15 protein-coding genes are annotated in these 25,698 nt (G+C 73.3%); 10 read left to right on the forward strand and 5 right to left on the reverse strand.

Annotation, left to right across the window (positions count from 1 at the left end):
• Nucleotides 1-32: 32 nt before the first annotated feature.
• From ACI2LY_RS19005 to ACI2LY_RS19015, 3 genes are all read left to right on the forward strand, one after another.
• Nucleotides 33-2,225, forward strand: coding sequence for a CDP-glycerol glycerophosphotransferase family protein (locus ACI2LY_RS19005; RefSeq protein WP_404708111.1), 2,193 nt, complete (start codon nt 33-35; stop codon nt 2,223-2,225).
• A gap of 125 nt (nt 2,226-2,350) precedes the next feature.
• Nucleotides 2,351-4,552 carry a CDP-glycerol glycerophosphotransferase family protein gene (locus ACI2LY_RS19010; RefSeq protein ID WP_404708112.1) on the forward strand — a complete coding sequence of 734 codons (2,202 nt, stop codon included), beginning with the start codon at nt 2,351-2,353 and terminating at the stop codon, nt 4,550-4,552.
• A gap of 6 nt (nt 4,553-4,558) precedes the next feature.
• Complete coding sequence (locus tag ACI2LY_RS19015) at nt 4,559-6,775, forward strand: CDP-glycerol glycerophosphotransferase family protein (RefSeq protein ID WP_404708113.1); 2,217 nt, start codon at nt 4,559-4,561, stop codon at nt 6,773-6,775.
• A 9-nt stretch (nt 6,776-6,784) separates the two neighbouring features.
• On the opposite strand, the gene ACI2LY_RS19020 is transcribed toward ACI2LY_RS19015, so the two are convergent.
• Nucleotides 6,785-7,198, reverse strand: coding sequence for an organic hydroperoxide resistance protein (locus ACI2LY_RS19020; protein ID WP_404708114.1), 414 nt, complete (start codon nt 7,196-7,198; stop codon nt 6,785-6,787).
• A 129-nt stretch (nt 7,199-7,327) separates the two neighbouring features.
• Between ACI2LY_RS19020 and ACI2LY_RS19025 the strand changes: the two genes are divergently transcribed.
• Entirely contained in the window at nt 7,328-7,837 is a 510-nt protein-coding gene (locus ACI2LY_RS19025) for a MarR family winged helix-turn-helix transcriptional regulator (protein ID WP_404708115.1), read from the forward strand.
• On the opposite strand, the gene ACI2LY_RS19030 is transcribed toward ACI2LY_RS19025, so the two are convergent.
• Nucleotides 7,779-9,371 (reverse strand): hypothetical protein, encoded by a 1,593-nt coding sequence (locus tag ACI2LY_RS19030; protein ID WP_404708116.1) that lies wholly within the window; start codon nt 9,369-9,371, stop codon nt 7,779-7,781. The genes ACI2LY_RS19025 and ACI2LY_RS19030 overlap by 59 nt on opposite strands.
• A 130-nt stretch (nt 9,372-9,501) precedes the next feature.
• On the opposite strand from ACI2LY_RS19030, the gene ACI2LY_RS19035 reads away from it, so the two are divergent.
• Together ACI2LY_RS19035 and ACI2LY_RS19040 are read left to right on the forward strand one after the other, a co-directional pair.
• The gene (locus tag ACI2LY_RS19035; RefSeq protein WP_404708117.1) at nt 9,502-10,767 is read left to right on the forward strand and encodes a glycosyltransferase 87 family protein; all 1,266 of its coding nucleotides are present in this window, start codon (nt 9,502-9,504) and stop codon (nt 10,765-10,767) included.
• Nucleotides 10,768-10,792: 25 nt separating this feature from the next.
• Nucleotides 10,793-12,385 (forward strand): glycosyltransferase family 2 protein, encoded by a 1,593-nt coding sequence (locus tag ACI2LY_RS19040; protein WP_404708118.1) that lies wholly within the window; start codon nt 10,793-10,795, stop codon nt 12,383-12,385.
• A gap of 7 nt (nt 12,386-12,392) precedes the next feature.
• Here the strand turns inward: ACI2LY_RS19040 and ACI2LY_RS19045 are convergent, their stop codons facing one another.
• Complete coding sequence (locus ACI2LY_RS19045) at nt 12,393-13,016, reverse strand: TetR/AcrR family transcriptional regulator (protein ID WP_404708119.1); 624 nt, start codon at nt 13,014-13,016, stop codon at nt 12,393-12,395.
• A 177-nt stretch (nt 13,017-13,193) separates the two neighbouring features.
• Between ACI2LY_RS19045 and ACI2LY_RS19050 the strand changes: the two genes are divergently transcribed.
• From ACI2LY_RS19050 to ACI2LY_RS19065, 4 genes are all read left to right on the forward strand, one after another.
• On the forward strand, nt 13,194-14,102 hold the full coding sequence (locus tag ACI2LY_RS19050; protein WP_404708120.1) for an ABC transporter permease: 909 nt from the start codon (nt 13,194-13,196) through the stop codon (nt 14,100-14,102).
• Nucleotides 14,095-14,928, forward strand: a complete 834-nt coding sequence (locus tag ACI2LY_RS19055; RefSeq protein WP_404708121.1) for an ABC transporter ATP-binding protein — start codon at nt 14,095-14,097, stop codon at nt 14,926-14,928. Before ACI2LY_RS19050 ends, ACI2LY_RS19055 begins: the two co-directional genes overlap by 8 nt.
• 104 nt (nt 14,929-15,032) lie before the next feature.
• Nucleotides 15,033-17,231, forward strand: a complete 2,199-nt coding sequence (locus ACI2LY_RS19060) for a CDP-glycerol glycerophosphotransferase family protein (RefSeq protein WP_404708122.1) — start codon at nt 15,033-15,035, stop codon at nt 17,229-17,231.
• Nucleotides 17,228-18,886: a glycosyltransferase family 2 protein gene (locus ACI2LY_RS19065; protein ID WP_404708123.1), complete on the forward strand. Its 1,659-nt coding sequence runs from the start codon at nt 17,228-17,230 to the stop codon at nt 18,884-18,886. Before ACI2LY_RS19060 ends, ACI2LY_RS19065 begins: the two co-directional genes overlap by 4 nt.
• 7 nt (nt 18,887-18,893) lie before the next feature.
• Here the strand turns inward: ACI2LY_RS19065 and ACI2LY_RS19070 are convergent, their stop codons facing one another.
• Entirely contained in the window at nt 18,894-20,291 is a 1,398-nt protein-coding gene (locus ACI2LY_RS19070; RefSeq protein WP_404708182.1) for a hypothetical protein, read from the reverse strand.
• Between the two features lie 255 nt (nt 20,292-20,546).
• A complete protein-coding gene (locus tag ACI2LY_RS19075; protein ID WP_404708124.1) occupies nt 20,547-25,487 on the reverse strand; it encodes an NAD-glutamate dehydrogenase in 4,941 nt (1,646 codons plus the stop codon).
• Between the last annotated feature and the right edge of the window lie 211 nt (nt 25,488-25,698).

Below are 25,698 nucleotides of genomic sequence, written 5' to 3' on the forward strand. Positions count from 1 at the left end.
AAGGCCCGTGCCGACCGACCCATGGATGTGCCTTGCCCAGGTTCAGCGTCATCGTCCCCGCGTACGAGGTGCAGGCGTACCTCGCCGAGTGCCTGGACTCGGTGCTCTCGCAGTCGTACCCGGACCTCGAGCTGATCGCGGTGGACGACCGCTCGCCGGACGGCTGCGGCGCGATCATCGACGAGTACGCGGCCCGCGACCCCCGCGTACGGGCCGTGCACCTTCCGGAGAACGCCGGGCTCGGCAGGGCCCGCAACGCCGGTGCCGAAGAGGCGAGCGGCGACTACCTGCTCTTCCTCGACGGCGACGACACCCTCACCCCGCACGCCCTGCGCGCCGTCGCGGACCGTATCGCGCGCACCGGTGAGCCGGACGTCCTGGTCTTCGACTACGCCCGCACCCACTGGGACGGCACCACCCTGCGCAACCGGCTCGCGGACCGGCTCACCGAGGACGGCCCGGCCCCCTTCACCCTGGCCGGCCGGCCGGGGCTGCTGCGGGTGCTGATGGTGGCGTGGAACAAGGCGTACCGCAGGGAGTTCGTCACCCGCGAGGGCTTCACCTTCCCGCCGGGCTACTACGAGGACACCCCCTGGACCTTCCCGGTGCTGATGACCGCCGGGTCGATCGCCACCCTGGACCGGGTCTGCGTGCACTACCGCCAGCGCCGCCGGGGCAGCATCCTGCGCACCACCAGCCCCCGCCACTTCGACGTGTTCGACCAGTACGACCGGGTCTTCGCCTACCTCGCCGCCAGACCCGAACTGGAGCGCTGGCGGCCGGAGTTGTACGCCCGCATGCTCGACCACCTCACCACGATCGCCACCCGGCGGGACCGTCTCCCGCGCGGCAGCCACCCCGCGTTCCTGCGCCGGGCCCGCGACCACTGCCGCCGCCACCGCGCCCCCGGCACCCCGGTACCGCCCGGCCTGCGCCGCGCCCTGGTCCGGCACGGCCTGCACCGCACCTTCCGCACCCTGCGCCTGGCGGCCGCCCTCCGCCGCCACGCACGTGCCTCGGCCGGACGCGGGACCCAGCGGCTGCGGGCGGCCCTGCTGCGCCTGCACTACCGGGTGCAGCGGCTCCTCCCCCTGCGTACCGACCGCGCCCTCTTCGCCGCCGACCCGGCCCCCGACCACGGCTGCGACCCGAGCGCCCTGGAGGCCGCGTTCCACGCGCACGCCCCGCACATCCGCACCGCCTGGCTCGGCCGCCCCGGCACCGCCGCCCACTTCACCGCGCTGGCCCGCTCCAAGTACCTGGTGCACAACGCCGGTTTCGGGCCCGGCCTGGTCAAGCGCCCCGGCCAGGTCTTCGTGCAGACCCGGCACGGCACCCCGCTCGGCCACACCGGCCTCGACCTCCAGGACCGCCCGGCGCTGGCCCGCGACACCGACTTCGCCGGGCAGCTGCGCGAGGTCGACCAGTGGGACTACGTGCTCTCCGGCAACCGGCACTCCACCCTCGTCTGGGAGCGGGTCCACCCCGGCGACTACACCACGCTGGAGTACGGCAGCCCGCGCAACGACAGCCTCCAGCGCGCCACCCCGGCCGACGTGGCCCGGCTGCGCGCGTCGCTGGGTGTGCCGGAGGGGGCGGTCGCCGTGCTGTACGTGCCCGCGCGCCGCGACCACCGGCGCACCCAGACCCCGCCGCTGGACCCCGGACGACTGCTCGGCCTGCTCGGACCCCGGTTCACCCTGCTGACCCGGGCCCCGCTCGGCGAGCCGGTGGCGGGGGCGGGGACCCGGCTGGTCGACGTCTCCGCGCATCCCGACCTGCCGTCCCTGTGCCTGGCCTCGGACGCGCTGCTCACCGACTTCTCGCCGCTGCTGTTCGACTACGCGGGGCTGGACCGCCCGGTGGTGGTGCACACCGCCGACTGGGACGTCTTCCGCACGGTCCGGGGCGCCTACGTCGACCTGCTCGCCTGCCCGCCCGGCCCGCTCGCCCGCACCGAGGAGGAGGTCGCGGACGTGTTCGCCTCCGGTCACTGGCGCGGGGTGCGCTCCGCCCGGCTGCGGGCCGCGTTCCGCGACCGCTTCTGCCCGTACGACGACGGCGACGCGGGTGAGCGCGTCGTCCGGCATGTGGTGCTGGGGCAGCATTCGGTGCCGCCCGGCGCGCGCGGACGGGCTCGACCGGCCGCCGAGGCCCCGGTCCGGGCGCCGCTCGCGGCCGTGCCGCAACCTTCCGGCCCGCTCCCCGTCACCGGGGACCGCTGAACACCGTTGGACCTTCCGGGAGTCTCCATGCCCCTCGGCACGACGCGGCCCACGCCGACCCGGCCGTCCACCTGGCGTCCCGCCGGGCGGCCGGGCCGCGCCCGCAAGACGACAGAAAGAACAGCATGCCCCGCTTCAGCATCATCGTCCCCTCCCACGGGGTCCCGGGTCGGCTGTCGCAGGCCCTGGACTCGGTCCTCGCCCAGTCCTTCGGCGACCTGGAACTGATCCCGGTCTGCGACTCCCCCGACGTCCCGGCCGCCGCCGTGGCCGCCGGATACGCCGAGCGCGACCGGCGGGTGCGCCCGGTGAACTCACCGCCGTCGGCCGGACCGAGCGGGGCGCGCAACGCCGGGCTGCGGGCCGCGCGCGGCGGGTACGTGCTGTTCCTGGACGGCGACGACCTGCTGCTGCCCGGCGCGCTGGCCGCGCTGGACGAGCGGCTGACCGGGACCGCGGGCGTCGACGTGCTGTACGCCGAGTACGAGCGCGTCCCCTGGTGGGAGGGCGAGCCCGCCAACCCGGCCGCCCCGCTGCTGGCGAAGGCCCCGGGTGGCGCCTTCGCGCCCGGCGCGGCCCCCTGGCTCACCGGTGTCCAGCTCCCGGCCTGGAGCGCGTGCTACCGGCGCACCTTCCTCACCGAGCACGAACTCACCTTCCCCGAAGGTCACTTCACCGACCTCGGCTGGGGCGGTCTGGTCACGGTCGCCGCCGGGCGGATCGCGGTGCTGCGCCGGGCGGTCGTCCGGCACCGGGCCCGCCGCCAGGGCAGCAGGCTGAACGCGCCGGGACCGCACCAGCGCGACCTGCTGGACCAGGTGGACCGGGTGCTGCGCCGGGCCGCCGAGTCCGCGCTCCCCGTGGAGCGGGCCGGAGCCCTGTTCGAGCAGCTCTTCACCCAGGTCCTGAAGACCGCGTCCCGCCCCGAGCGGCTCACCGAGGGCCGCCGGGCGTTCTTCCGCCGCGCCGGACGGCTGTACCGCAGGCACCGCCCGGCCGGACACCGGGCGCCCGGCGGCAGCCTCGGCGTGCAGCACCGGCTGCTGGCGGCGGGCGCGTACACCCCGTTCCGCGCGCTGCGCGGGGTCAACCGGGTGGCCGCCGGGGTACTGCGCAGGCTGCCGAAGCCGCGCATGCTGCGCACCCGGCTGCGCTACGCCCGCGCGCTGCGCCGTCCGCTCGACCCCAACCTGGCGGTGTACTGCGCCTATTGGGGCCGGGGGTACGCCTGCAACCCGGCCGCGATCCACGCGAAGGCCCGCGAACTCGCCCCGCACATCCGCTCGGTGTTCCTGGTGGAGGCCGACCAGGCGCACACGGTCCCGGACGGCGTGGAGTACGCGGTGATCGGTTCGCACCGGTACTGGGAGGTGCTGGCCCGCGCCACGTACCTGATCAACAACGCCAACTTCGCCGAGGGCGTCGTCAAGCGGCCCGGCAGCACGCATCTGCAGACCCAGCACGGCACCCCGCTGAAGAAGATGGGTGTGGACCAGTCGACGTACCCGGTGGTGGCCGCGCGGTCGGGCAGCTTCGCCAAGCTGCTGAGCCGGGTGGACCGCTGGGACTTCAACCTGTCCTCCAACCGGCACTCCACCCAGATGTGGGAGCGCGCCTTCCCCGGCTCCTACGAGCAGTTGGAGTACGGCTACCCGCGCAACGACGTGTACGCGACGGCGACCGCCGACGACGTGGCCCGCGTCCGCTGCGAGCTGGGCGTCCCCGAGGGAGCCACGGCGGTGCTGTACGCGCCCACCCACCGGGACCACGCCACCGGCTTCGAACCCGGCCTGGATCTGGCCGCGTTCTGCGCGGCGGCCGGGGACGACGTGGTGGTGCTGCTGCGCGCCCACTACTTCTACGACCAGGGCACCGCCCGCAGTTCGGACCGGATCATCGACGTCACCGCGCACCGCTCGGCCGAGGACGTGTGCCTGGCGGCGGACGCGCTGATCACGGACTACTCCTCGATCATGTTCGACTACGCCAACCTGGACCGCCCGATCGTGGTGTTCGCGGACGACTGGGAGGTCTACCGCGAGACGCGGGGCGTGTACTTCGACCTGATGGCCGAGGCACCGGGCCCGGTGGCCCGTACGCCCGAGGAGCTGGCGCGGGTGTTCCGCGAGGGCGAGTACCGGGGCGCGGAGTCCGCCGCGCGCCGGGCCGTGTTCCGGGAGCGGTTCTGCGAGTTCGACGACGGGCGCGCGGCCGAGCGGGTCGTGCGCCGGGTGCTGCTCGGTGAGCCGCCCGAGGCGCTGCCGCCGGTGGTGCCGCTCGCGGAGCGTGTGCCCGCCCCCGCCGCCGCGTCCCTCGTGAGGAGCTGATCCGCCGTGCCCCGCTTCAGTGTCATCGTCCCCTGCTTCAAGGTGCAGGGCTTCCTGCGCGAGTGCCTGGACTCGGTGCTCGGGCAGTCCTTCGGCGACCTGGAGGTGATCGCCGTGGACGACCGCTCACCGGACGGCTGCGGCGCGATCCTCGACGAGTACGCCGCCCGCGACCCCCGCGTGAAGGTGCTGCACCTGCCGGAGAACGTCGGGCTCGGCCGGGCCCGCAACGCCGGGATGCCGCACGCCACCGGCGACTACCTGTTCTTCCTCGACAGCGACGACACCCTGACCCCGGGCGCGCTCGCCGCCGTCGCCGACCGGCTGGCGGAGGCGGAGGACCCGGACGTGCTGGTCTTCGACTACGCCCGCACCTACTGGTGGGGCGGCACCCGCCGCAACGTCCTCGCCCATGTCCTGGCGGCCGAGGACGGCACCTTCACGGCGGCCGAGCGGCCGGAGATCCTCGATCTGCTGATGGTGGTGTGGAACAAGGTCTACCGCCGCGACTTCGTGACGGAACACGGCTTCGCGTTCCCGCCGGGCTACTACGAGGACACCCCGTGGACGTTCCCGGTGATGCTGAGCGCCGGGCGGATCGCCACCCTGGACCGGATCTGTCTGCACTACCGCCAGCGCAGGCAGGGCAACATCCTCTCCACCACCAGCCGTAAGCACTTCGACGTGCACGAGCAGTACGAGCGGGTCTTCGCGTTCGTCGAGCGGAACCCGGAGCTGTGGCGGTGGCGGCCGTATCTGCACCGCAAGATGGGCGAGCACTGCCTGGACATCCTGGCCAAGCCGGACCGGCTGCCGCCGGGTGACAAGGCCGAGTTCTTCCGGCGCACGGCGGAGATGTTCCGCACCCACCGGCCGGAGGGCACCCGCGCCGAGGGCGAGACCCGCGTACTGGAGGGCGGCTACGGGGCGTACCTGCTGCGGCGCCGGGCCGCGCAGGCGGGCCGGGAGGCCGGACGGCGCGCGGCACGGCTGCGGACGGCGGCCGGGACCCGGGCCCGGCGCGGCTGGTCGGCGGTGCAGTCGCGCCGCCCGCTCGACCCGGACCTGGTGGTGTACTCGGCGTCCTCGCACCGGGGCATGCTCGGCGACCCGGCGGCCGTGTACCGGGCGGCCGAGCTGATCGCGCCCCGGCTGCGCGGGGTGTGGGTGGTGCGGGACGAGGAGACGGCCGCGACCCTGCCTCCGGGCACCGAGCACGTGCTGCTGGGCTCGCGGCGCTATCTGGAGGTCACCGCGCGGGCCTCGTACTTCGTGAACGACGTCAACTGGCCCGGCGCGCTGGTCAAGCGGCCCGGTGTCACGCACATCCAGACCCATCAGGGCACCCCGTTGAAGCACCTGGGCGCCGATCTGCTGGACAAGCCCGGTGCCCGGCTCGGTTTCGACGTGCCCCGGATGCTGCGCCGGGCGGACCGCTGGGACTACGGCCTGGTCGCCAACCGGCACGCGGAGCTGGTGTGGGAGCGGGCCTTCCCCTGCCACTTCACCTCGGTCCGCACCGGCAGCCCGCGCAACGACGTCCTGGTGGGCGCGGGTACCTCGCGGGGCCGGGAGTTCCGCCGCGGGCACGGCATCCCCGAGGACCACACGGTGGTGCTGTACGCCCCGACCCGGCGTGACTACGTTCGGGGCGGCCATGTGGACCGGATCGACCTGGCGGCGTTCGCGGCGGACCTCGGCGAGGGGCACACGCTGGTGGTGCGGCTGCACCCGTCGCTGGCGAACGGCCCGGCGCGCGGGGCGGGGCTGGCGGAGCTGGCCCGGCGCGGGGTGGTGGTCGACGCGACGGACGAGCCGGACGCGGCGGAGGTGCTGCTCGCCTCGGACGCGCTGGTCACGGACTACTCGTCGATCATGTTCGACTACGCCGTCCTGGACCGCCCGATCGTGGTCCACGCCGACGACTGGGACACCTTCCGGGCGAGCCGGGGCGCCTATATCGACATCACCGCCCGACCGCCGGGCCATGTCACCTACTCACAGGGCGAGTTGACGCGGCTGTTCGAGTCCGGGGCGTGGCGGGACCGGGAGTCGGCGGCGCTGCGGGCCGACTTCCGGGCGCGGTTCTGCGAGTTCGAGGACGGCCGGGCCGCCGAGCGGGTGGTGCGCACCCTGCTGCTCGGCGAGGCGATGCCCGCCACCGGTGCGGCGCGCATCCCCGGCCCGGCCGTGGGAGCCGATCAGCTCACCCGGTCCTCGTGAGGGGCCGGGTCACTCGACGACGAGGGTGACCTCGATGTTGCCGCGGGTGGCGTTGGAGTACGGGCAGACCTGGTGGGCGGTCTCGACCAGCTTGCGGCCGGTCTCCTCGTCCACCGTGTCGGGCAGCTCGACGCGGAGCGTCACCTTGAGGCCGAAGCCCTCGCCCTGCTTGCCGATGCCGACCTCGGCGGTGACGGCGGCGTCGGAGACGTCCACCTTGGCCTGGCGGCCGACCAGGCCGAGGGCGCTGCCGAAGCAGGCGGCGTAACCGGCGGCGAAGAGCTGCTCGGGGTTGCTGCCCTGGCCGTCGCCGCCCAGCTCCGCGGGCATGGCGAGCGGGAGGTCGATGCGGCCGTCGGAGGAGACGGCGCGGCCCTCGCGGCCGTGGGTGGCGGTGGCGACGGCGGTGTAGAGCGCGTCCATGGGGGGACCGGTCCTCTCGAAGAAGTCGGTGGCGGCGGACCGGGGAGGACCGCCGCCCTCGATCCCGAGTCAAGCACACAATTAAATTGTGCACAACCAAATCGCCGCCGTCCGGCTATCCTGGGTGTCATGAGCGCCTCGCCCACCCCGTCGGCCGCCACCGATCTCGCCGCCGACCCGGACTGGCTCCGCCTGGACCGGCAGATCTGCTTCTCCCTGAACGCCGCCTCCCGCGCCTTCAACGGCGTCTACCGGGTGCTGCTCAAGGACCTCGGGCTCACCTATCCGCAGTACCTGGTGATGCTGGTGCTCTGGGAGCGCGGCGGCCTGCCGGTGAAGCAGCTCGGCGAACATCTGCGACTGGACTCCGGCACGCTGTCCCCGCTGCTCAAGCGGCTGGAGGGGGCCGGTCTGGTGCGCCGGGAGCGCAGCGCGAGCGACGAGCGTTCGGTCCGGGTGTCGCTCACCGGCGAGGGCGTCGCGCTGCGCGAACGGGCGCTGGAGGTGCCCCGGCGCATCGCGGCCGCGACCGGCGCGGACCCGGCCGAGATCGGTGAGCTGCGCGAGCGCCTCGACCGGCTCACCGGGGCGCTGGACGCGGCGGTCCGGGAACTGGAACAAGGCCCGGCAGAGCACTGAGCGCGACCCGGCGGACATAGAGCCGCACCCCCGCGTACCCCTCGGCCGACTCCTCGGCGGGCAGGAACTCCTGGGCGAGTACGGCCATCTTGGCCCGCTCGGCGGGGCCGCTCGGGCTCCAGCGCCCGGCCAGCAGATCCCGGTCGGCCACCACCCACACCCGGTCGAGACCGGCCAGCCGCCGCCGCAGTTCGGCCGCGTCGGCCTCCCGTCCGTACAGCGTCCCGGACTCGGGGCCCGGCTCGTCGAGGGCCACGTCGCGCACGCCGGTGAAGGCGCGCGGGTAGGTGAGGGCGGCGTTGCGGGCCTGGGTCGGCAGGAACAGCACCGGCTCGCCGGGGCGCACCTCGCGCGCCACGACCCGTGCCGCGGCGGCCAGGTCGTCCGGGCGGTGGGCCGGGTCGCGGTCCTCGCTCATCAGCGGGAGCTGGAGGCAGAGCGCCAGGGCGGCCAGCGCGGCCCCGGTCAGGGCGAGCACCGGCGGCCGGGGCACCCGCAGCCGCAGCCGGGCACCGGCCCGCGCCACCGTGTCGGCCCCGGCGGCGACCAGCAGGGGGGCGCCGGAGAGGGCGTACAGGACGTAGCGGTCGACGTAGAGCGGGGAGAGCTGGGATGCCAGCATCAGGGCGGCGGGCGGCACCAGGGCGAGCGGCAGGGCCACCCGCGCGCAGGTCGGCCGCCCCGGTGGCGCCGCCAGCCCGGCCAGGCCCAGGACGGCGAGCACCAGGCAGGTCCAGAACACGCCGTCGCCCGGTCCGAGGAACCAGCGCAGCAGGCCCTGCGCGGTCGCCCAGGTCGGCGGGCGCACCCAGGCCAGCTGGGCGGACTGGGCGTGCGAGACCAGGATCATCGGCAGCAGGGTGAGCGCCACGCACCCGGCCGCGCTCCCCCAGCCCCGCCAGGCCCGCGCGCCGACCCGGGTGAGCGCGAGGGACGCCGCGTGGGCGAGGAGCAGCAGCACGGCGAACTCGTGCAGCCAGCAGGTGACCGCGAGGACGGCACCGTAGGCCCGCCACGCGCCGGTGCGCACACCCCGGACGAACAGCAGGGTCGCGCCGGTGGCGCCCGCGGCGACGAGCGCGTACGAGCGGCCCTCCTGGGCGTAGTGCCCGGCCAACGGCGAGACGGCATACAGCAGTCCGGCCCACAGGCCGACGCGCGGTCCGGCGAGGCGGACGCCCAGCTCGCCGACGAGGGCCGCGGTGACGGCCGCCGCGCACACCGAGGGCAGCCGGAGCACTACCTCGTTCGGGTGAAGGGCGAGGACGGCGTGCATCAGCAGGTAGTACAGGCCGTGCACCGCGTCGACGCCGTGCAGGAGCTGCCAGATCTGCGGCACCGAGCGGCGGGCGACCTGGAAGGTGACGGCCTCGTCGCGCCATATCCCGCCCCGGTCCACCCCCCACAGCCCGAGCCCGAGCATCACCAGCGCGGGCAGGCACACGGGCGCGCCCCACCGGACGCGCCAGGGCACCCGGCGGGTCCGCTCCGCGCTCGCGCCGCCCGGCACGACCGCCGTTGTTCCAGCCGCCACGGGCGACTGCGCTTCCATCAGAGGCCCGACGTCCACCACGGCCCGATCTTTCGCGATTAGCCAGTCTTTTCCGATCATTGACGGCGTATCAGCATGGATACACCATCCGCGCGGATTAGGCTCCCACGCGATGAACCGTCTCCGTGTCACCTCCGGTCCGGTCCTCGCCCTCGTCGCCGGCTGGCTGGCCACCCGCGCGCTGATGCTGGGGCTCCTCGCCTTCGGCTCGGCGCACGTGCTGGGCGGCGGCTCGGTGTCGCGCGAGGTGTGGCGGCTGTACTTCCACTGGTACGGCGTCCTGGCGCAGGGCACGTTCCCCACGCACGACACGCTGTGGCAGTACCCGCCGGGCGCGGGGCTGGTGCTGCTGGCGCCGGGGCTGCTGCCGGGGCTGTCGTACTTCCGGGCGTTCGTGCTGCTGACGCTGGTGGCGGACGCCGCCGTCGCGGTGGCGCTGGCCGTCGCCGGGCGGCGCACCGGACGCAGCCTGCGCGGGGCCGCGCTGTGGGTGGGCGGGCTGCCGCTGCTGCTGCATCTGCCGCTGGCCCGCTACGACGTGCAGGTCACCGCGCTCGGTGTCGCCGCCCTGCTGGCGCTCGGCCGGTCGCCGCGCGCGGCCGGGGTGTTCGGGGCGCTCGGCGCGGTGGTGAAGGTGTGGCCCGCGCTGGTGCTGCTCGGCGTGTCACGCGGACGGGCGACCCGCTCGGCGTGGTCCTGGGCGACGGCGGCCGGATGCGCGTCCCTGACGGTGCTGGCACTGCTGTTCGCCAACCCCTTCGGCTTCCTGCGCGAACAGGGCGACCGGGGCGTGCAGATCGAGTCGCTCGGCGGCACGGCGCTCAACCTGGCCCGGCACGCGGGCTGGCCGGGGCGGGTCCGCTACCAGTACGGCTCGATGGAACTGGTAGGCCCGCAGGTGCACACGGTCGCCACCGTCTCGCTCGCGCTGACGGCGGTCGCCTTCGCGGTGCTGGTGGTGTGGCGGCTACGGGCCCGGCACTTCAGCCCGGCGACGCCGTACGACGCGGCGCTCACCGCGGTGCTGCTGTTCACCGTCACCAGCCGGGTCATCAGCCCGCAGTATCTGATCTGGCTGCTGGGGCTGGCCGCCGTCTGCCTGACCTCGCGGCACACCGTGCAGCGCCCGGTGGCCGTGCTGATCCTGGTCTCGACCGGGCTGAGCACCCTGATCTTCCCGGTGAGCTACGGCGCGGTCATCGCCGGGACCTGGCCGGGCTGTCTGCTCACCCTGGCCCGCAACGGGCTGCTGCTGGCGGCCGCCGTGCTGGCCTTCGTCCGGCTGTGGCGGTCCACCCGGTCCCCGGCCAGGGTGCCCGCGACCCGCGCCCTCCCGGACACCGGCCGGGTCCAGGACCGCGCCCTGACCCGTTCCTGACGGCCCGGCACCGACCATGGACCCCATGTCCGAAGTGCTGCCCCAGGTCTCCGTCGTCGTCATCGGCTACGACGACGCCGCCCAGGTGACCGACGCCGTGCGCTCGGCGCTGGACCAGGGCCCCGCCGTGGGCGAGGTGATCGCCGTGGACGACTGCTCCACGGACGACAGCGCCGCCCGCCTGGAGCGGCTCGCGGCCACCGAGCCCCGGCTGCGGGTGATCCGCCACGCCGTCAACAGCGGCGGCTGCGGCACCCCGCGCAACACCGGCATCGACGCGGCGGCGTTGCCGTACGTCATGTTCCTGGACAGCGACGACCTGCTGCCGCCCGGCGCGGTGGACGCGCTGCTGCGGGCGGCGACGGAGACGGGCGCCGAGGTGGCGGCCGGGCTGTGCGTGCGCCGGGAGCTGCCCTCTGGCCGCGAACACCCCTGGCAGCAGTCCCTGTACGCGGAAGCGGCGCTGATCGAGCACCCCGCCGACCGCACGCACCTCGTCCACGACACCCTGTGCGTCAACAAGCTGTACCGCACCAGCTTCCTGCGCGCGCACGGCATCCGCTTCCCCGAAGGCCGCTTCCTCTACGAGGACTTCGTCTTCACCGCCCGCGTCCTGGCCGCCGCCCCGCGGCTCGCCCTCGTCCCGGACCGCGTCTACCTGTGGCACGTACGCCGGGCCGCCGAGCAGCTGTCGCTCTCGCTGGACCGGGAGCGGGTCGACAACTGGCACTCCCGCACCCGGGCGTGCGCGCTGGCGTACGAGATCCTGCTGGGCGCCGGTGAGGCGGAGCTGGCGCGGGCGGCCAGGGCGAAGTTCCTCGACCATGAACTGCGCATATACCTGCGCGAGTTGGGCCTGCGGGACACGGAGTACCGGCGCGCCTGGTGGGCGCACACCCGGGAGTACCTCGCCGGGTACGACGCCGGGGACTGGGAGCGGGACCCCGCCGCGCCCGGCACCCTGCTGGGCCGGTTCGTGCGGGAGTCGCCCGAGCCACGCGACCTGCCCCGGCTGCGCGAGCTGGCCGCCCGCCCGGCCCGCCTGCTGCCGCCCTACGCCCGCACCCCCGAGGGCACCCCCGTCTGGTCGGACGCGTGTCCCGACGTGGCCCTGACCCCGCTGCTGACCTGCCCCACCGAGGCGCTGCCCTGCGCCATGGACGCCGAGCTGCTCCCCCACGCCCGCGCCTCCCGGCTCCGGCTGCGCCTGCACGAGCTGTACGGCCGCCTCGCCGAGGCGGGCCCGCTGGCGGTGACCGCCCGCTGGCACGACCGTACGACCGGCCGTCCGGTCCGGCACATCACGCTGCCCCTGGTCCCCGCACCGGACGGCACGTGGAATGCCGAGGCGGCCGTCGACCTGCACGCCCTGGGTCCGGGCGTCTGGGACCTGTTCCTCACCGTCCACTTCAAGAACGGCGCCCACCGGGACATCACCGCCCACGCCCGCACGGACAGCCCCCACCTGCGCAGACGGGCCCTCCCCAGCCCCCGTCACCTGGTCCTGCTGGCCCACCCCTACGCCACCCACTCCGGCGCCCTGTCGCTGCGCGTGGCGACGGGACCGGCGGGGGCGGCCCGGGTGGCGCGCGGACGGCTGCGCAGGCTGCTGCGCTGAGCGGCGGCTAGAGCGCCTTCAGCGCGCCCGCCGTCGCCTTCGCCAGGTTCGCCAGGTAGCCCTTGGGGAGCTTCGGGCTGCGGATGATCACCGCGCGCCAGTAGAGGGGGCCGGAGATCAGGTCGAGGGCGAGGTCCGGGTCGAGGTCGGCGCTCACCTCGCCCCGCTCCCGCGCCGCCGCCACGATCCGGGAGGCGACCCCGTCCTGCCCGTCCCGCACGGCCTTCTGGAGGGTCTCGGCCATCTCCGGGTTGCGGGCGGCCTCCGCCTGGAGGTCGGGGATGATCTGCGAGGCGACGGGGTGGCGCAGGGCGCGCGACATCACCTCGTACAGCAGCCGGAGGTCGCCCTCCAGGGAGCCGGTGTCCGGGGCCGGGAGGCCGAGGACGGCCATCGCGGAGACCACGTCCAGCACCAGGTGGAGCTTGGAGCGCCAGCGCCGGTACACCGCCGTCTTGCCGACCCCGGCCCGGCGCGCGATGCCCTCGATGGACATCCGCGCGTACCCCACCGCGGCCAGTTCCTCGAAGACGGCCGCGCGGATCGCCTCCGTCACGTCCTCCCGGAGCACGGCCGCCCCGGCCGGGGCACGGCGCGGGCGCGCCGGGGGTTCGTCGGCGTTGGTCGTCATGCGCACCAGCATAGGCGGGACGACGCAACGGTTGCGTTCCGTCGCCGGATGGGCCTACTCTCCCGTTGCGACGATACGGTCCCGTCCCGACGTAAGTAAACGTACGGGAAAGCGTGCGGAAAGGGCGGGCAACGGCCGGACCGCGCTTCCCCCACCACCCGATCGAAAGCAGCGGATGTGAGCCAGGTCCTCGACGCACCGCCCCCGATGCAGATTCCGGCCGACGGCGATCTGGCGGCACTCGCCGCCCGGCACGGCCTGACCGTCAGCGGCGCCCGCCCCTCCGTACCGGCGTACGTCCGGCAGCTCTGGGACCGGCGGCACTTCATCACCGCCTTCGCCACCGCCAAGCTGACCGCGCAGTACAGCCAGGCGAAGCTCGGCCAGCTCTGGCAGGTGATGACCCCGCTGCTGAACGCGGCGGTCTACTACTTCATCTTCGGCGTGCTGCTGGGCACCAAGCGCGGGATCGCCGACTTCGTCCCGTTCCTGGTGACGGGCGTGTTCGTGTGGACGTTCACGCAGAGCTCGATCATGGTCGGCACGCGGGCCATCTCCGGCAACCTCGGCCTGGTGCGGGCGCTGCACTTCCCGCGCGCGGCCCTGCCCATCTCGTTCTGCCTCCAGCAGCTCCAGCAGCTGCTGTTCTCCATGCTGGCGCTGATCGTCATCATCCTCTGCGTGGGCGTGCCGGTGACCGCGTCCTGGCTGCTGGTGCTGCCCGCGCTGGCCCTGCAGTTCGTGTTCAACGCGGGCGTGTCGATGGTGCTGGCCCGGATGGGCGCCAAGACCCCGGACATCGCCCAGCTCATGCCGTTCCTGCTGCGCACCTGGATGTACGTGTCCGGCGTGATGTGGAGCATCGACCAGTTCACCAAGGACCAGCCCCGGCTGGTCGTGCTGCTGCTGGACTACAACCCGGCCGCGCTGTACATCGACCTCATGCGGTTCGCGCTGATCGACAGCTTCACCGCGGACAAGCTGCCCCCGCACGTGTGGCTGGCGGCCGTCGCCTGGGCCGTGGTGGCAGGCGTCGGCGGCTTCATCTACTTCTGGAAGGCTGAGGAGACCTACGGCCGTGGCTGAGCAGACCATCTCCCCCACGGGGACCCCGGGCGGCACGAGCGCCGAGCCGGTCCCCACCGTCGTCGCCGACCACGTCGACATCGTCTACCGGGTGCACGGCACCGGCGCGGGCCGGGGCTCGGCCACCGCCGCCCTCAACCGCATCATGCGCCGCGAGAAGGCGGAGAAGGCGGCCGGGGTGCGCCGGGTGCACGCCGTGAAGAACGTCTCCTTCGTCGCCTACCGCGGCGAGGCCATCGGCCTGATCGGCACCAACGGCTCCGGCAAGTCCACCCTGCTCAAGGCGGTGGCCGGACTGCTCCCGGTGGAGAACGGCCACATCTACACCGACGGCCAGCCCTCCCTGCTGGGCGTGAACGCCGCCCTGATGAGCGACCTCACCGGCGAGCGCAACGTCCACCTCGGCGGTCTCGCCATGGGGATGTCCCGCGAGCAGATCAAGGAGCGCTACCAGGAGATCGTCGACTTCTCCGGCATCAACGAGAAGGGCGACTTCATCACCCTGCCGATGCGCACGTACTCCTCGGGCATGGCGGCCCGGCTGCGGTTCTCCATCGCCGCCGCCAAGGACCACGACGTGCTGCTGATCGACGAGGCGCTGGCGACCGGCGACCGCTCCTTCCAGAAGCGCTCCGAGGCCCGCATCCGCGAGCTGCGCAAGCACGCGGGCACCGTCTTCCTGGTCAGCCACAACAACACCTCCATCCGCGACACCTGCGAGCGGGTGCTGTGGCTGGAGCGCGGCGAGCTGCGCATGGACGGCGCCACCGAGGACGTGCTGAAGGAGTACGAGGCGTTCACGGGCGACAAGGCCAAGAAGAAGTAGGAAAGGGGCTTCCACTTCACGCGTGGATATCCCTTTCAGTCATGTAATGACAGTATGTTATGAAAGGTGACCGCCGGGACGACGAGCCGAAGGAGCCCCTTCAGATGCCCCAACTCAGCGTCATCGTCTACGGACCCAACGCCCAGGGGCATCTGACCGAACTGCTCGACTCCCTGGACGCCCATCCGCTCCCGGACACCGAGGTGATCGTCGCGGCGGTCGGCGACTGGGCGCGGGAGACGGCCGAGGGCCACACCCCGGAGACGGTCACCGTGCCGCTGCCCGAGGGCACCGGGGACGCGGCCGCCCGCTCGGCGGGGGCCGCGCGGGCCTCCGGCCGCTGGCTGCACTTCGTGCACGCCAAGGACGGCCTGCCCGCCGGAGCCCCCCGGCTGCTCGCCGAGCGCACCACCGAACTGGACGAGCGCACCGACGTCGTCCTGCTGGACCACGTCACCACCACCTGGCGCACCACCGCCGTCCCCTCCCGCGACGGCCGCCTGCTCGCCGGGGTGGGCCGCGCCGACGTCACCCTGGACGACTCCCCGAACCTGCTCCGCCTCACCCCGCTGCTCGGCACCCGCGCGGTGCGCGCCGCGTTCTGGCGGGCGCACGAGGAGGAGTTCTCCGGCGGCGACGAGAACTTCACCGCCCAGGCCGCCCTGCTGCGCGCCGACCGCGTGGCCTGCCTCGACCAGACGGCGTACGACGACCGCAGGCTGCGCCCGGAGAGCCTGCCCCCGCGCACCCCGGAGGACCGCTACGCCCTCATCGAGCGCTACGAGCGGCTGCTCGCGCTCACCGAGGGCCGCCGCGCGGTGCGTACCGTGCTGTACGGGCTGATGGTGCGCGACCTGGTGCGGGTCTTCGCCCGCGAGGACCTGCCCGAGCCGGTGGCCCGCGAGTTCTTCCGCCGCGCCTCCGCCGCCGCCGTCCGCTGGCGCCCCGAGGGCCATCAGCGCCCGGCGGGCCTGGAGGGCGTCCGGCACGCCCTGCTCGAAGAGGGCGCGTACACCCGGTACCGGGCGCTGCAGACCGCCAACCGCACCCGGCGCTCGGCCCGGAAGGCGGTGCGCGCCCGCAAGCGGCGGCTCGGGGTGCGGCTGCGTGAGCAGCAGTACCGCAGGGCGCTCACCCGGCCGCTCGACCCGAACCTGGCCGTGTTCGCGGCCTACTGGGACCGGGGCGTCGCCTGCAATCCGGCCGCCATCGCCGCCAAGCTCGCCGAACTCGCCCCGCATATCCACCCGGTGTGGGTGGTGACCAGGGAGAACGCGGCCCTCCTCCCCCACGGCACCGACCACGTGATCCCCGGCACCCGCCGCTACTGGGAGACGCTGGCCACCGCGAAGTACCTGGTCAACAACGTCAACTTTCCCAACGCGGTGGTCAAGCGCCCCGGCGCGGTCCATCTCCAGACCCACCACGGCACCCCGCTCAAGCGCATGGGCCTGGACCAGCGGGAGCACCCGGCCGCCGCGCAGGGGCTGGACTTCGCGGCGCTGCTGTCCCGGATCGACAAGTGGGACTACAGCGTCAGCGCCAACAGCCACACCACCCGGATGTGGGAGCGCGCCTACCCGGCCCGCTACACCTCCCTGGACCACGGCTATCCGCGCAACGACGTCTTCTACACCGCCACCGCCGCGGACGTCCGCGCCGCCCGCGACCGCCTCGGCATCGCCCCCGGCCGTACCGCCGTCCTCTACGCGCCCACCCACCGCGACTACGAGGCCGGGTTCACCCCGCGCCTGGACCTCGCCACCCTCGCCGACCGGCTGGGCGAGGACACCGTGCTGCTGGTGCGCGCCCACTACTTCTACGGCGGTGGCGCCGCCTCCCCGCTGACCGGCCTGCGCCGCACCGGCCGCCTCATCGACGTCTCCGCCTACGACCCGGTCGAGGAACTCTGCCTGGCTGCCGACGTGCTGGTGACGGACTACTCGTCGATCATGTTCGACTACGCCAACCTGGACCGCCCGATCGTCGTGCACGCCGACGACTGGGAGACCTACCGCACCACGCGCGGCGTCTACTTCGACCTGATGGCCGAGGCCCCCGGCCGGGTCGCCCGCACCCAGGAGGAGCTGACCGAGATCCTCACCTCGGGCGCCTGGCGGGACGAGACCTCGGCGAAGGCCCGCACCGCGTTCCGGCGCCGCTTCTGCGAGTTCGACGACGGCCGGGCCGCCGAACGGGTCGTACGGCGGGTGTTCCTCGGCGAACCCGAGGAGGCGCTGCCGCCCGTGCTGCCGCTGGAGGAACGTATCCCCGCCCCGACGCCCGAGGAGCTCCAAGGATGACGACCCCCGACGTCACGGTCACCGTCATCGGCTACAACGACGCGGCCCGGCTGCCCCGCGCGGTGGCCTCCGTGCGCGCGCAGACCCACCGGAACATCGAGATCGTCATCAGCGACGACCACTCGACCGACGACACCCCCGAGGTGGCCCGGCGGCTGGCCGCCGAGGACGGCCGGGTGCGCTATCTGCGGCTGCCGGAGAACAGCGGCGGGTGCAGCGCCCCGCGCAACCGGGCCATCGACATCGCCCGCGCCCCGTACCTGATGTTCCTCGACAGCGACGACGAACTCCCGCCGCGCGCCGTCGAGTCGCTGCTGGCCGCGCACCGGGAGCGCGAGGTCGACTTCACCATGGGCGCGGTGCGCCGGGTCCGGGTGGACAACGGCCGCCGCACCACCTGGATGCCGCACCTGGTCCGCGAGCGCCGCACCCTCGAGGGCATCGCCGCCGACCCCCGGCTCCTCTTCGAGCACCTGTCGACCGGCAAGATGTACGCCCGCGCCTTCCTCGACCGCCACCAGCTGCGCTTCCCCGAGGGCATCCACTACGAGGACCAGCTCTTCTCGGCCCGGGCGTACGGACTCGCGCGGGCCTTCACGATCATCCCGGACCCGGTGTACACCTGGTACATCGAGCCGTACGCGGCCGAGTCCAGCGCCTCCATCTCCAACCAGCGGCACAAGATCTCCAACGTCGCCGACCGGGTGCACGTCCAGCGCCTGATCGACGACTTCCTGGAGGAGAGCGGGCAGGCGGGGCTGCGGGAGGACAAGGACTTCAAGTTCCTCAAGCACGACTTCCGGATGTACGCGGGCGACCTGCCCTACCGCGACGACGCGTGGCTGACCGAGTTCGCCGAGATCATGAACCCCTACCTGGACGGCCTCGCCGAGGGCGCCTACGCCCGGCTGCCCCGCCCGGAGCGGGTGGTGCTGGAGCTGCTGCGCGAGGGCGACCTCGACGGGCTCCGGCTCGCCGCCCGCGGCCTGGGCCACCCGGTGGCACCCCGCGAGACCACCACCGACGCGTCCGGCACGGCCTACTGGGGCGGCACGGTGCCCGCCACCGAGCGGGGGCGCCGCGAACTGGACCTGGCCGACCTGGAACTGGAGACCCGCCCCTTCTCCACCGCCTACTTCCGGCACGAGATCACCGACCTGCGGCCCGGCCCCGGCGCCGCGCTGACCCTGACGGTACGCACCTACGACCCGGGACTGCGGCTCCCGGTGGGCCCGCAGCGGGCCGCGCTGCTGCTCTCCCCCGGCCGACGGCGGCTCACGGTGCCGTTCCGGCTGGACCCGGTCCGGCCCGGCGTCTTCGAGGGCCGTGTCCACCTGGACCTGACGAAGGCCCGGCTCCCCCTCCAGGGCTTCGAGGGGGTACGGCATCCGCAGGTCCGGCTCCAGCAGCAGGGCCTCGCGCACTCGGGGCTGCTGCTGGCCCCGCTGTTCTTCCCGGCCCTGACCGCGCGGGTGGAGTCGGGCGGTGCCGCGCACCGGATCACGGTCGAGCCCGAGGGCCGCAACCCCGGCCGCCTGCAGATCCGCTGGCAGCCGGTGGGGATCACCGCCCGGGTACTGCGGCCGGTGGTGCGCAAGGTGGACCGGCCCCGGGTGCGCAACGCGTTCCGGCTGGTGACGAGCGCGCTGAAGTGAACCCCGCTCAGCCGCGCACCTCGTAGAGCACCTGTCCGGCCGGGCCGGTCGTCACCGGGCGCAGCCATGGCTCGGCGTCGGCGGCCGGGCCGATCACCCAGCGCACCCCGTACCGGCGCGCTATGGCCCGCCGGGTGCCGGAGGAGGTGTCGGCCGCGAAGTACCGCTCCACCGCCGCGTCCCGGCCGCCCTGGTCCGGCAGGAACACGTCCGGGTAGCCGGGCGCCACGGTGTACGGGCCGTACGCGGGGATCTGCCGGGCGGGCACCGTACGGGCCATCACCACCTGGCCGTAGCCGACCCAGGGTGTGATCCAGTGGTAACCGACCCACGGTGGGCGGTACTTGGCGGCGAGCGGGGCGGGCAGCGCGTCACGCGGGACGACGTAGCCGAGCATGCCCGCCTGGCCCCAGGCGCCCACGGCCAGGGCGGCCGCCAGCACGCAGGCCCAGCCGAGCCGGACCGCCCGCCGCCCGGCCGACACCGTCTCCAGCGCGGCCGCGAGCTGGGCCGGGATCAGCGCGGCGGGCGCGGCGCGGCCCCACGAGTAGTGCCCGGTGAGCCCCCCGGCCGCGAACAGCAGCGCGCCCAGGATGAAGAACAGCACCAGCGGGTCCCGGTGGTCGCGCCGCCAGCGCAGGACGAGTGCGACCACCCCGAGCAGCGCCAGCCCGAAGCGGCCGGGCAGGTCGGAGTAGAGCGAGCGGTGGATCGCCTCCAGACCGGCACCGGCGGAGAACAGCGCGAAGAAGTCGTAGTACGGCCACAGCCCCAGCAGGACCACGCCCACGACGAGCGCGGCGCCCGCCCGGAGGAGGATCTGGCGGCCGGGGCGGGCGGCGAGCACCGTGGCGAGCGCGCCGAGGGTGGCCACCACACCGGTGAACTGGTGGCACAGCAGGATCAGCGCCCACAGTGCCCCGAGGCCGAGCCAGCGGACCCAGCCGTCGGGCGCGCGCAGCGTGGTGGTGAGCCACGTCCAGAAGTGGAAGGACAGCCCGAGCGCGAACACGCTGGGGTACGCCACCGTCAGCGCGAGGGAGTTCAGGCCGAGGAAACCGCTCCAGTTGAGCAGGTCCGGGCCCCACAGGAGGACCAGGCACAGGATGGCCAGGGCGGGCGCGGCCCGGTGCGCGCTGAGCGTGCGGACGTACCGCCACACCCCGCTGAACAGCAGCCCGAGCCCGACGAGGGCGCCGATCCGCAGCACCGTGAACACCGACAGCCCGGTGAGCCGGGCCAGGCAGCCCAGCACCAGCATCCACGGCGAGTAGTACGGGCTCGGCGTGTCCGCGTCGACCAGCGGGTTGCCGGGGTCGAGCAGGCTGTGCCGCAGCCGCTGCACGGTCGCCGCGTGCATGCCGAGGTCACCGGCCCAGGGCAGCCGGACCACGGCCAGCAGCATCAGCAGCAGGACGAGCGCGGCGAGGGCGACGGCCACCAGTGACGGGGCCACCGTCGACGGACGGCCGCGCCGCGCGCGGGACCCGGTGAGGTTCGCTGTCACGGGCCAGACCCTATCCGAACCATCCGAATCGGACAGATCACCCGGAGAGTCACCCGGAGAGTCATCCGGAGAGCAACGAGGGCGCCCCGGCCGGGTTCTCCGGTCCGGGGCGCCCTCGGTTCAGGCGGTGGCCTCAGGCGATGCCGCCCGGTGTCACGCGTGGGTGCGCAGCAGCGTCCGCATCGTGCGCATCGCCACCGAGAGGTTGGCGAGGTCGAACGCGTCCGAGCCCCGGATCTCCTCCAGCGTGGCGCGCGCCCGGCTCAGGATGGGCGCGTTCTTCTCCTCCCACGCCTTGAACCGCTGCTCCGGCGTGGAGGTGCCGTTGCCCGCCGCGAGCACGTCCGCGGTGAGGGCGGCGTGGGCCGCGTACAGGTCCTCGCGGATGGAGGCGCGGGCCATCGACTGCCAGCGGTCCGCGCGGGGCAGCTCGATGATGCGGTCCATCAGCTGGGTGATGTGCAGCCGGTCACCGAGGTCGTAGTACACCTCGGCCACGTCCAGCGGCTCCTTGCCCATGCGGTCGGCCACCGAGACGATGTCCAGCGCCGGGAAGGCGGAGGAGAACCCGGCCACGCGGGTGGCGAGTTCGGCCGGGACACCGGCGGCGGACAGCTCGTCGTACACGTGCTGGTACCACTCGAGGTCCGCGCCGCGCAGCAGCTTCGGCATCTGCTGCCAGACCTGCTCGACCCGGTCCGCGAAGAACTCCACGGTCTCGGCGAGCTGGAGCGGCTGCGGCCGGTTGTTCAGCAGCCAGCGGGTGCCCCGCTCGACCAGCCGCCGCGAGTGCAGCCGGATACGGGTCTGCACGGCCGCTTCCACCTGGTTGTCCAGCGCCTCCACGGCGTCCCACACCGGGGACGAGCAGAAGATCGCGCGGGCCGCGGTCTGGGCGCGGACGATCTCCTCCAGCGAGGCGCCGGTCTCCTCGCGCAGCCGGTGCAGATACGTCGTGCCGCCGGTGTTCACCGTGTCGTTGACCAGCACGGTCGTGGTGATCTCACGGCGCAGCGGGTGGCTGTCGACGGCCTCCGCGAACCGCTCGCGCAGCGCGCTCGGGAAGTAGGCGTGCAGCAGACCGCGCAGGTACGCGTCGTCCGGCAGCGAGGTGTGCAGCAGCTCCTCGGCGACCGTGATCTTCGTGTACGCCAGCAGTACCGCGGTCTCCGGGCTGGTGAGGCCCTGGCCCTGGTTCAGCCGCTCGCGGATCTGGCGGTCGGTGGGCAGGAACTCCAGCGCCCGGTTGAGGTGACCCTCGCGCACCAGGTGCCGGATGAACCGGGCCTGCGCGTGCAGCATGTCCTTGGACTGGGCGAGCGCGTTGGCCAGCGCGGTGTTCTGCGCGTAGTTGTTGCGCAGGACGAGCGCGCCGACCTCGTCGGTCATCTCCGCGAGCAGCTTGTTGCGCTGCTTGACGGTCATGTCGCCGTCGGCGACCACGCTGTTCAGCAGGATCTTGATGTTCACCTCGTGGTCGGAGGTGTCCACACCGGCGCTGTTGTCGATGGCGTCGGTGTTGATCCGGCCGCCCTGGAGGGCGAACTCGATCCGGCCGAGCTGGGTCAGGCCCAGGTTGCCGCCCTCGCCGACGACCTTGACGCGCAGGTCGGCGCCGTCGACGCGGATGGCGTCGTTGGCCTTGTCACCGACGTCGGCGTCGGTCTCCGCCGAAGACTTGACGTAGGTGCCGATGCCGCCGTTCCACAGCAGGTCGACCGGCGCCTTCAGGATCGTCTTCATCAGGTCGGCAGGGGTCATCTTGGAGATCTTCTCCTCGATGCCCAGCGCCTCCCGGATGTGGTGGTTCAGCGGGATCGACTTGGCGCTGCGCGGGAAGATCCCGCCGCCCGCCGACAGCAGCGAGGTGTCGTAGTCGGCCCAGCTGGAGCGGGGCAGCTCGAACAGGCGGCGGCGCTCGGCGTAGCCGGTGGCCGCGTCCGGGACCGGGTCGATGAAGATGTGCCGGTGGTCGAAGGCGGCGACCAGGCGGATGTGCTCGGAGAGCAGCATGCCGTTGCCGAACACGTCGCCGGACATGTCACCGATGCCGACGACCGTGAAGTCCTCGGACTGGGTGTCCAGGTCCAGCTCGCGGAAGTGCCGCTTCACGGACTCCCAGGCGCCGCGCGCGGTGATGCCCATGCCCTTGTGGTCGTAGCCCGCGCTGCCGCCGGAGGCGAAGGCGTCCCCGAGCCAGAAGTCGTAGGACTCCGCGACCTCGTTGGCGATGTCGGAGAACGTCGCCGTGCCCTTGTCGGCCGCGACCACCAGGTAGGTGTCGTCGCCGTCGTGCCGCACCACGTCCTGCGGCGGGACGACCTCACCGGCCACCATGTTGTCGGTGATGTCGAGCAGCGCCGAGATGAACGTCTTGTAGCTCTCGATGCCCTCGGTGAGCCACGCGTCCCGGTCGACGGCCGGATCGGGCAGCTGCTTGGCGACGAAGCCGCCCTTGGCGCCGACCGGCACGATGACGGTGTTCTTCACCATCTGCGCCTTGACCAGGCCGAGGATCTCGGTACGGAAGTCCTCACGCCGGTCCGACCAGCGCAGGCCACCGCGCGCGACCTTGCCGAAGCGCAGGTGCACACCCTCGACCCGCGGCGAGTACACCCAGATCTCGTACGCCGGGCGCGGCGCGGGCAGGTCCGGGATGGCCTGCGGGTCGAACTTCATCGACACATAGGCGTGCGGGCCGCCGTCGCGGGCCTCCTGGAAGAAGTTGGTGCGCAGGGTGGCCTTGATGACGGTCAGGAAGGAGCGCAGGATGCGGTCCTCGTCCAGGCTCGCCACCTGGTCCAGCGCGGCGTCCAGCTCCTCCAGCAGGGCGTCGGTGATCTCCAGCCCGGCCTTCTGCCGGTCCGGGGACATCCGGGCCTCGAACAGGGAGACCAGCAGCCGGGTGGTGTGGACGTTGTTGCGGAGGGTGTCCTCCATGTAGTCCTGGCTGAAGGTGGAGCCCGCCTGGCGCAGGTACTTGGCGTAGGCGCGCAGCACCGTCGCCTGACGCCAGGTCAGACCGGCGCTCAGCACGAGGGCGTTGAAGCCGTCGTTCTCCGCCTGGCCGGTCCAGGTCGCGGCGAACGCCTCCTGGAACCGCTCCCGGCCGTCCTCGCCGAGGTGGTCGCCGCCGCCGGTCTGGGGCAGGCGCAGGCCGAAGTCGTAGATCCAGGCGGCGCTGCGGTCGGTGCGGCGCAGCTCGTAGGGACGCTCGTCGACGACCTCGACGCCGAGCCGGTTGAGGACCGGCAGCACGGCGGAGAGGGAGACCGCGTCGCCCTTGCGGTAGATCTTGAACCGGCGCTCGCCGGGGGCGGCGCCGACCGGCTCGTACAGGCTGAGCGAGAAGTCGTTGCCCTTGTCGTTGCTGAGCCGCTCCAGGTGGACCAGGTCGGCGACGGCCGCGCGCGGGGAGTGGTCGGCCTTGTAGCCCTCGGTGAAGGCGTTGCTGTAGCGGCGCAGCAGCTCGGCGGCGCGCTCCTCGCCGCACTCGGCGTTGAGCGCCTCGGCGAAGCCGTCGGACCAGGAGCGGGTGGCCTCGACCAGGCGGGCCTCGATGCGCTCCTTGTCGGCGTCGGACAGCTGGGGCAGCTCGGTGCCGGGCTGGACGCGGACGACGAAGTGCAGCCGGGACAGGATCGACTCGGTGTTCCAGGCGGTGAAGTCGACGCTGGTGCCGCCCAGTTCCTCCTTGAGAATGTCGATGATCCGCAGCCGGACCCCGGTGGTGTACCGGTCGCGCGGCAGGTAGACGAGGGCCGAGTAGTAGCGGCCGTATTCGTCCTGACGCAGGTAGAGCCGGAGCCGTCGGCGTTCCTGGAGGTAGAGGACGCTGGTGGCGATCGACTGGAGCTCGGCGGGCGGCGTCTGGAACAGCTCGTCGCGCGGGTAGGTCTCCAGGATCTGGAGCAGGTCGCGGCCGTCGTGGCTGTTGGGCGAGAACCCGGCGCGCTCCAGCACCTCGGCGACCTTGCGGCGGATCACCGGGACCCGGCGCACCGACTCGGTGTACGCGGCGGAGGAGAACAGCCCGAGGAAGCGGCGCTCACCGACGACGTTGCCGTCCGCGTCGAACTTCTTGACGCCGATGTAGTCCAGGTACGACGGCCGGTGCACGGTGGACCGGCTGTTGGCCTTGGTCAGCACCAGCAGCTTGTGCTCGCGGGCCTTGGCACGGGCGTCGGCCGGGAGCCGCTCGAAGGAGGGGCTGACGGGGTGCTCGTCGTCCTCGGTGTGGTGCGGGTCGGAGCGCAGTATGCCGAGACCGGTGCCCGCCTTGGCGCTCAGGGAGTCGTCCCCGCGCAGCTCGTACTCGCGGTAGCCGAGGAAGGTGAAGTGGTCGGCGGAGAGCCAGCGCAGCAGCTCGCGGGCCTCCTCCACCTCGGCGGCGGGGAGGTCGGCGGGGCGGGGCTCGTCCGTCAGGCCGTCCGCGATCCGGACGGCCGCGTCGCGCATCTTCTCCCAGTCCTCGACGGCCTCGCGCGCGTCGGACAGGACGCGCAGCAGGTCGGCGGAGATCTGCTTGAGGTCGGCGCGGTCGGTCTCGCGGTCGATCTCGACGTGGATCCAGGACTCGACGTGCCCGTCGTGCGGCAGCTCGCCGTGCGGGCCGGTGGGCAGGACCTCGATCAGCTTGCCGGTGAGGTCCCGGCGGACGACGACCTGCGGGTGGATCACGACGTGGATGCCGCGTCCCTGGCGGGTCAGCTCATTGGTCACCGAGTCGACCAGGAAGGGCATGTCGTCGGTGACGACCTCCACCACGGTGTGGCTGCACGTCCACCCGTTCTCCTCGACGGAGGGGGTGTGTACCCGCACGTTGGCCGTGCCCTGGGGGCGCGTCTCGGCGAGGCGGTAGTGCGAGACCGCGGCCCCGAAGACGTCGACCGGGTCGCGGTCGGCGAGGTCTTCCGGGGCGGTGTGCAGGTAGTAGCGCTGGAGGAACGCGAGCACGGCTTCGCTGTCCGGGGTGCCGGGGGTGCCCTCGCTCGTGGTCCCGGTCGGTAGGTGCCCCCCGGCCGGGCTGTTCTCAGCTACCCGGGCGGCCCGATCGAGCAGCTCGGCCTTGGCTTCGTCCAGCTTGGTCTGCATTGTCCTCTGGCTCCTGTCGCGCGCCGTTGCGTGACGTAGAAGGAAGTACGGTCTCTCCCCCTCCGGCATGACGCCACGGCCCGAGGTGTCCGGTCCGTTCCGACGCTATGCCGCGAGGCGAGATGGGCGGAGGGATTTCGGCCATTGTCGACAGACTTGTCGGAGGCGACGCTGCTCTCCGCACCGTCGTGCCGGAGGCCGTCCCCGGGGT

This window comes from Streptomyces sp. NPDC002176 (assembly GCF_044903645.1).
GTDB lineage: Bacteria > Actinomycetota > Actinomycetes > Streptomycetales > Streptomycetaceae > Streptomyces.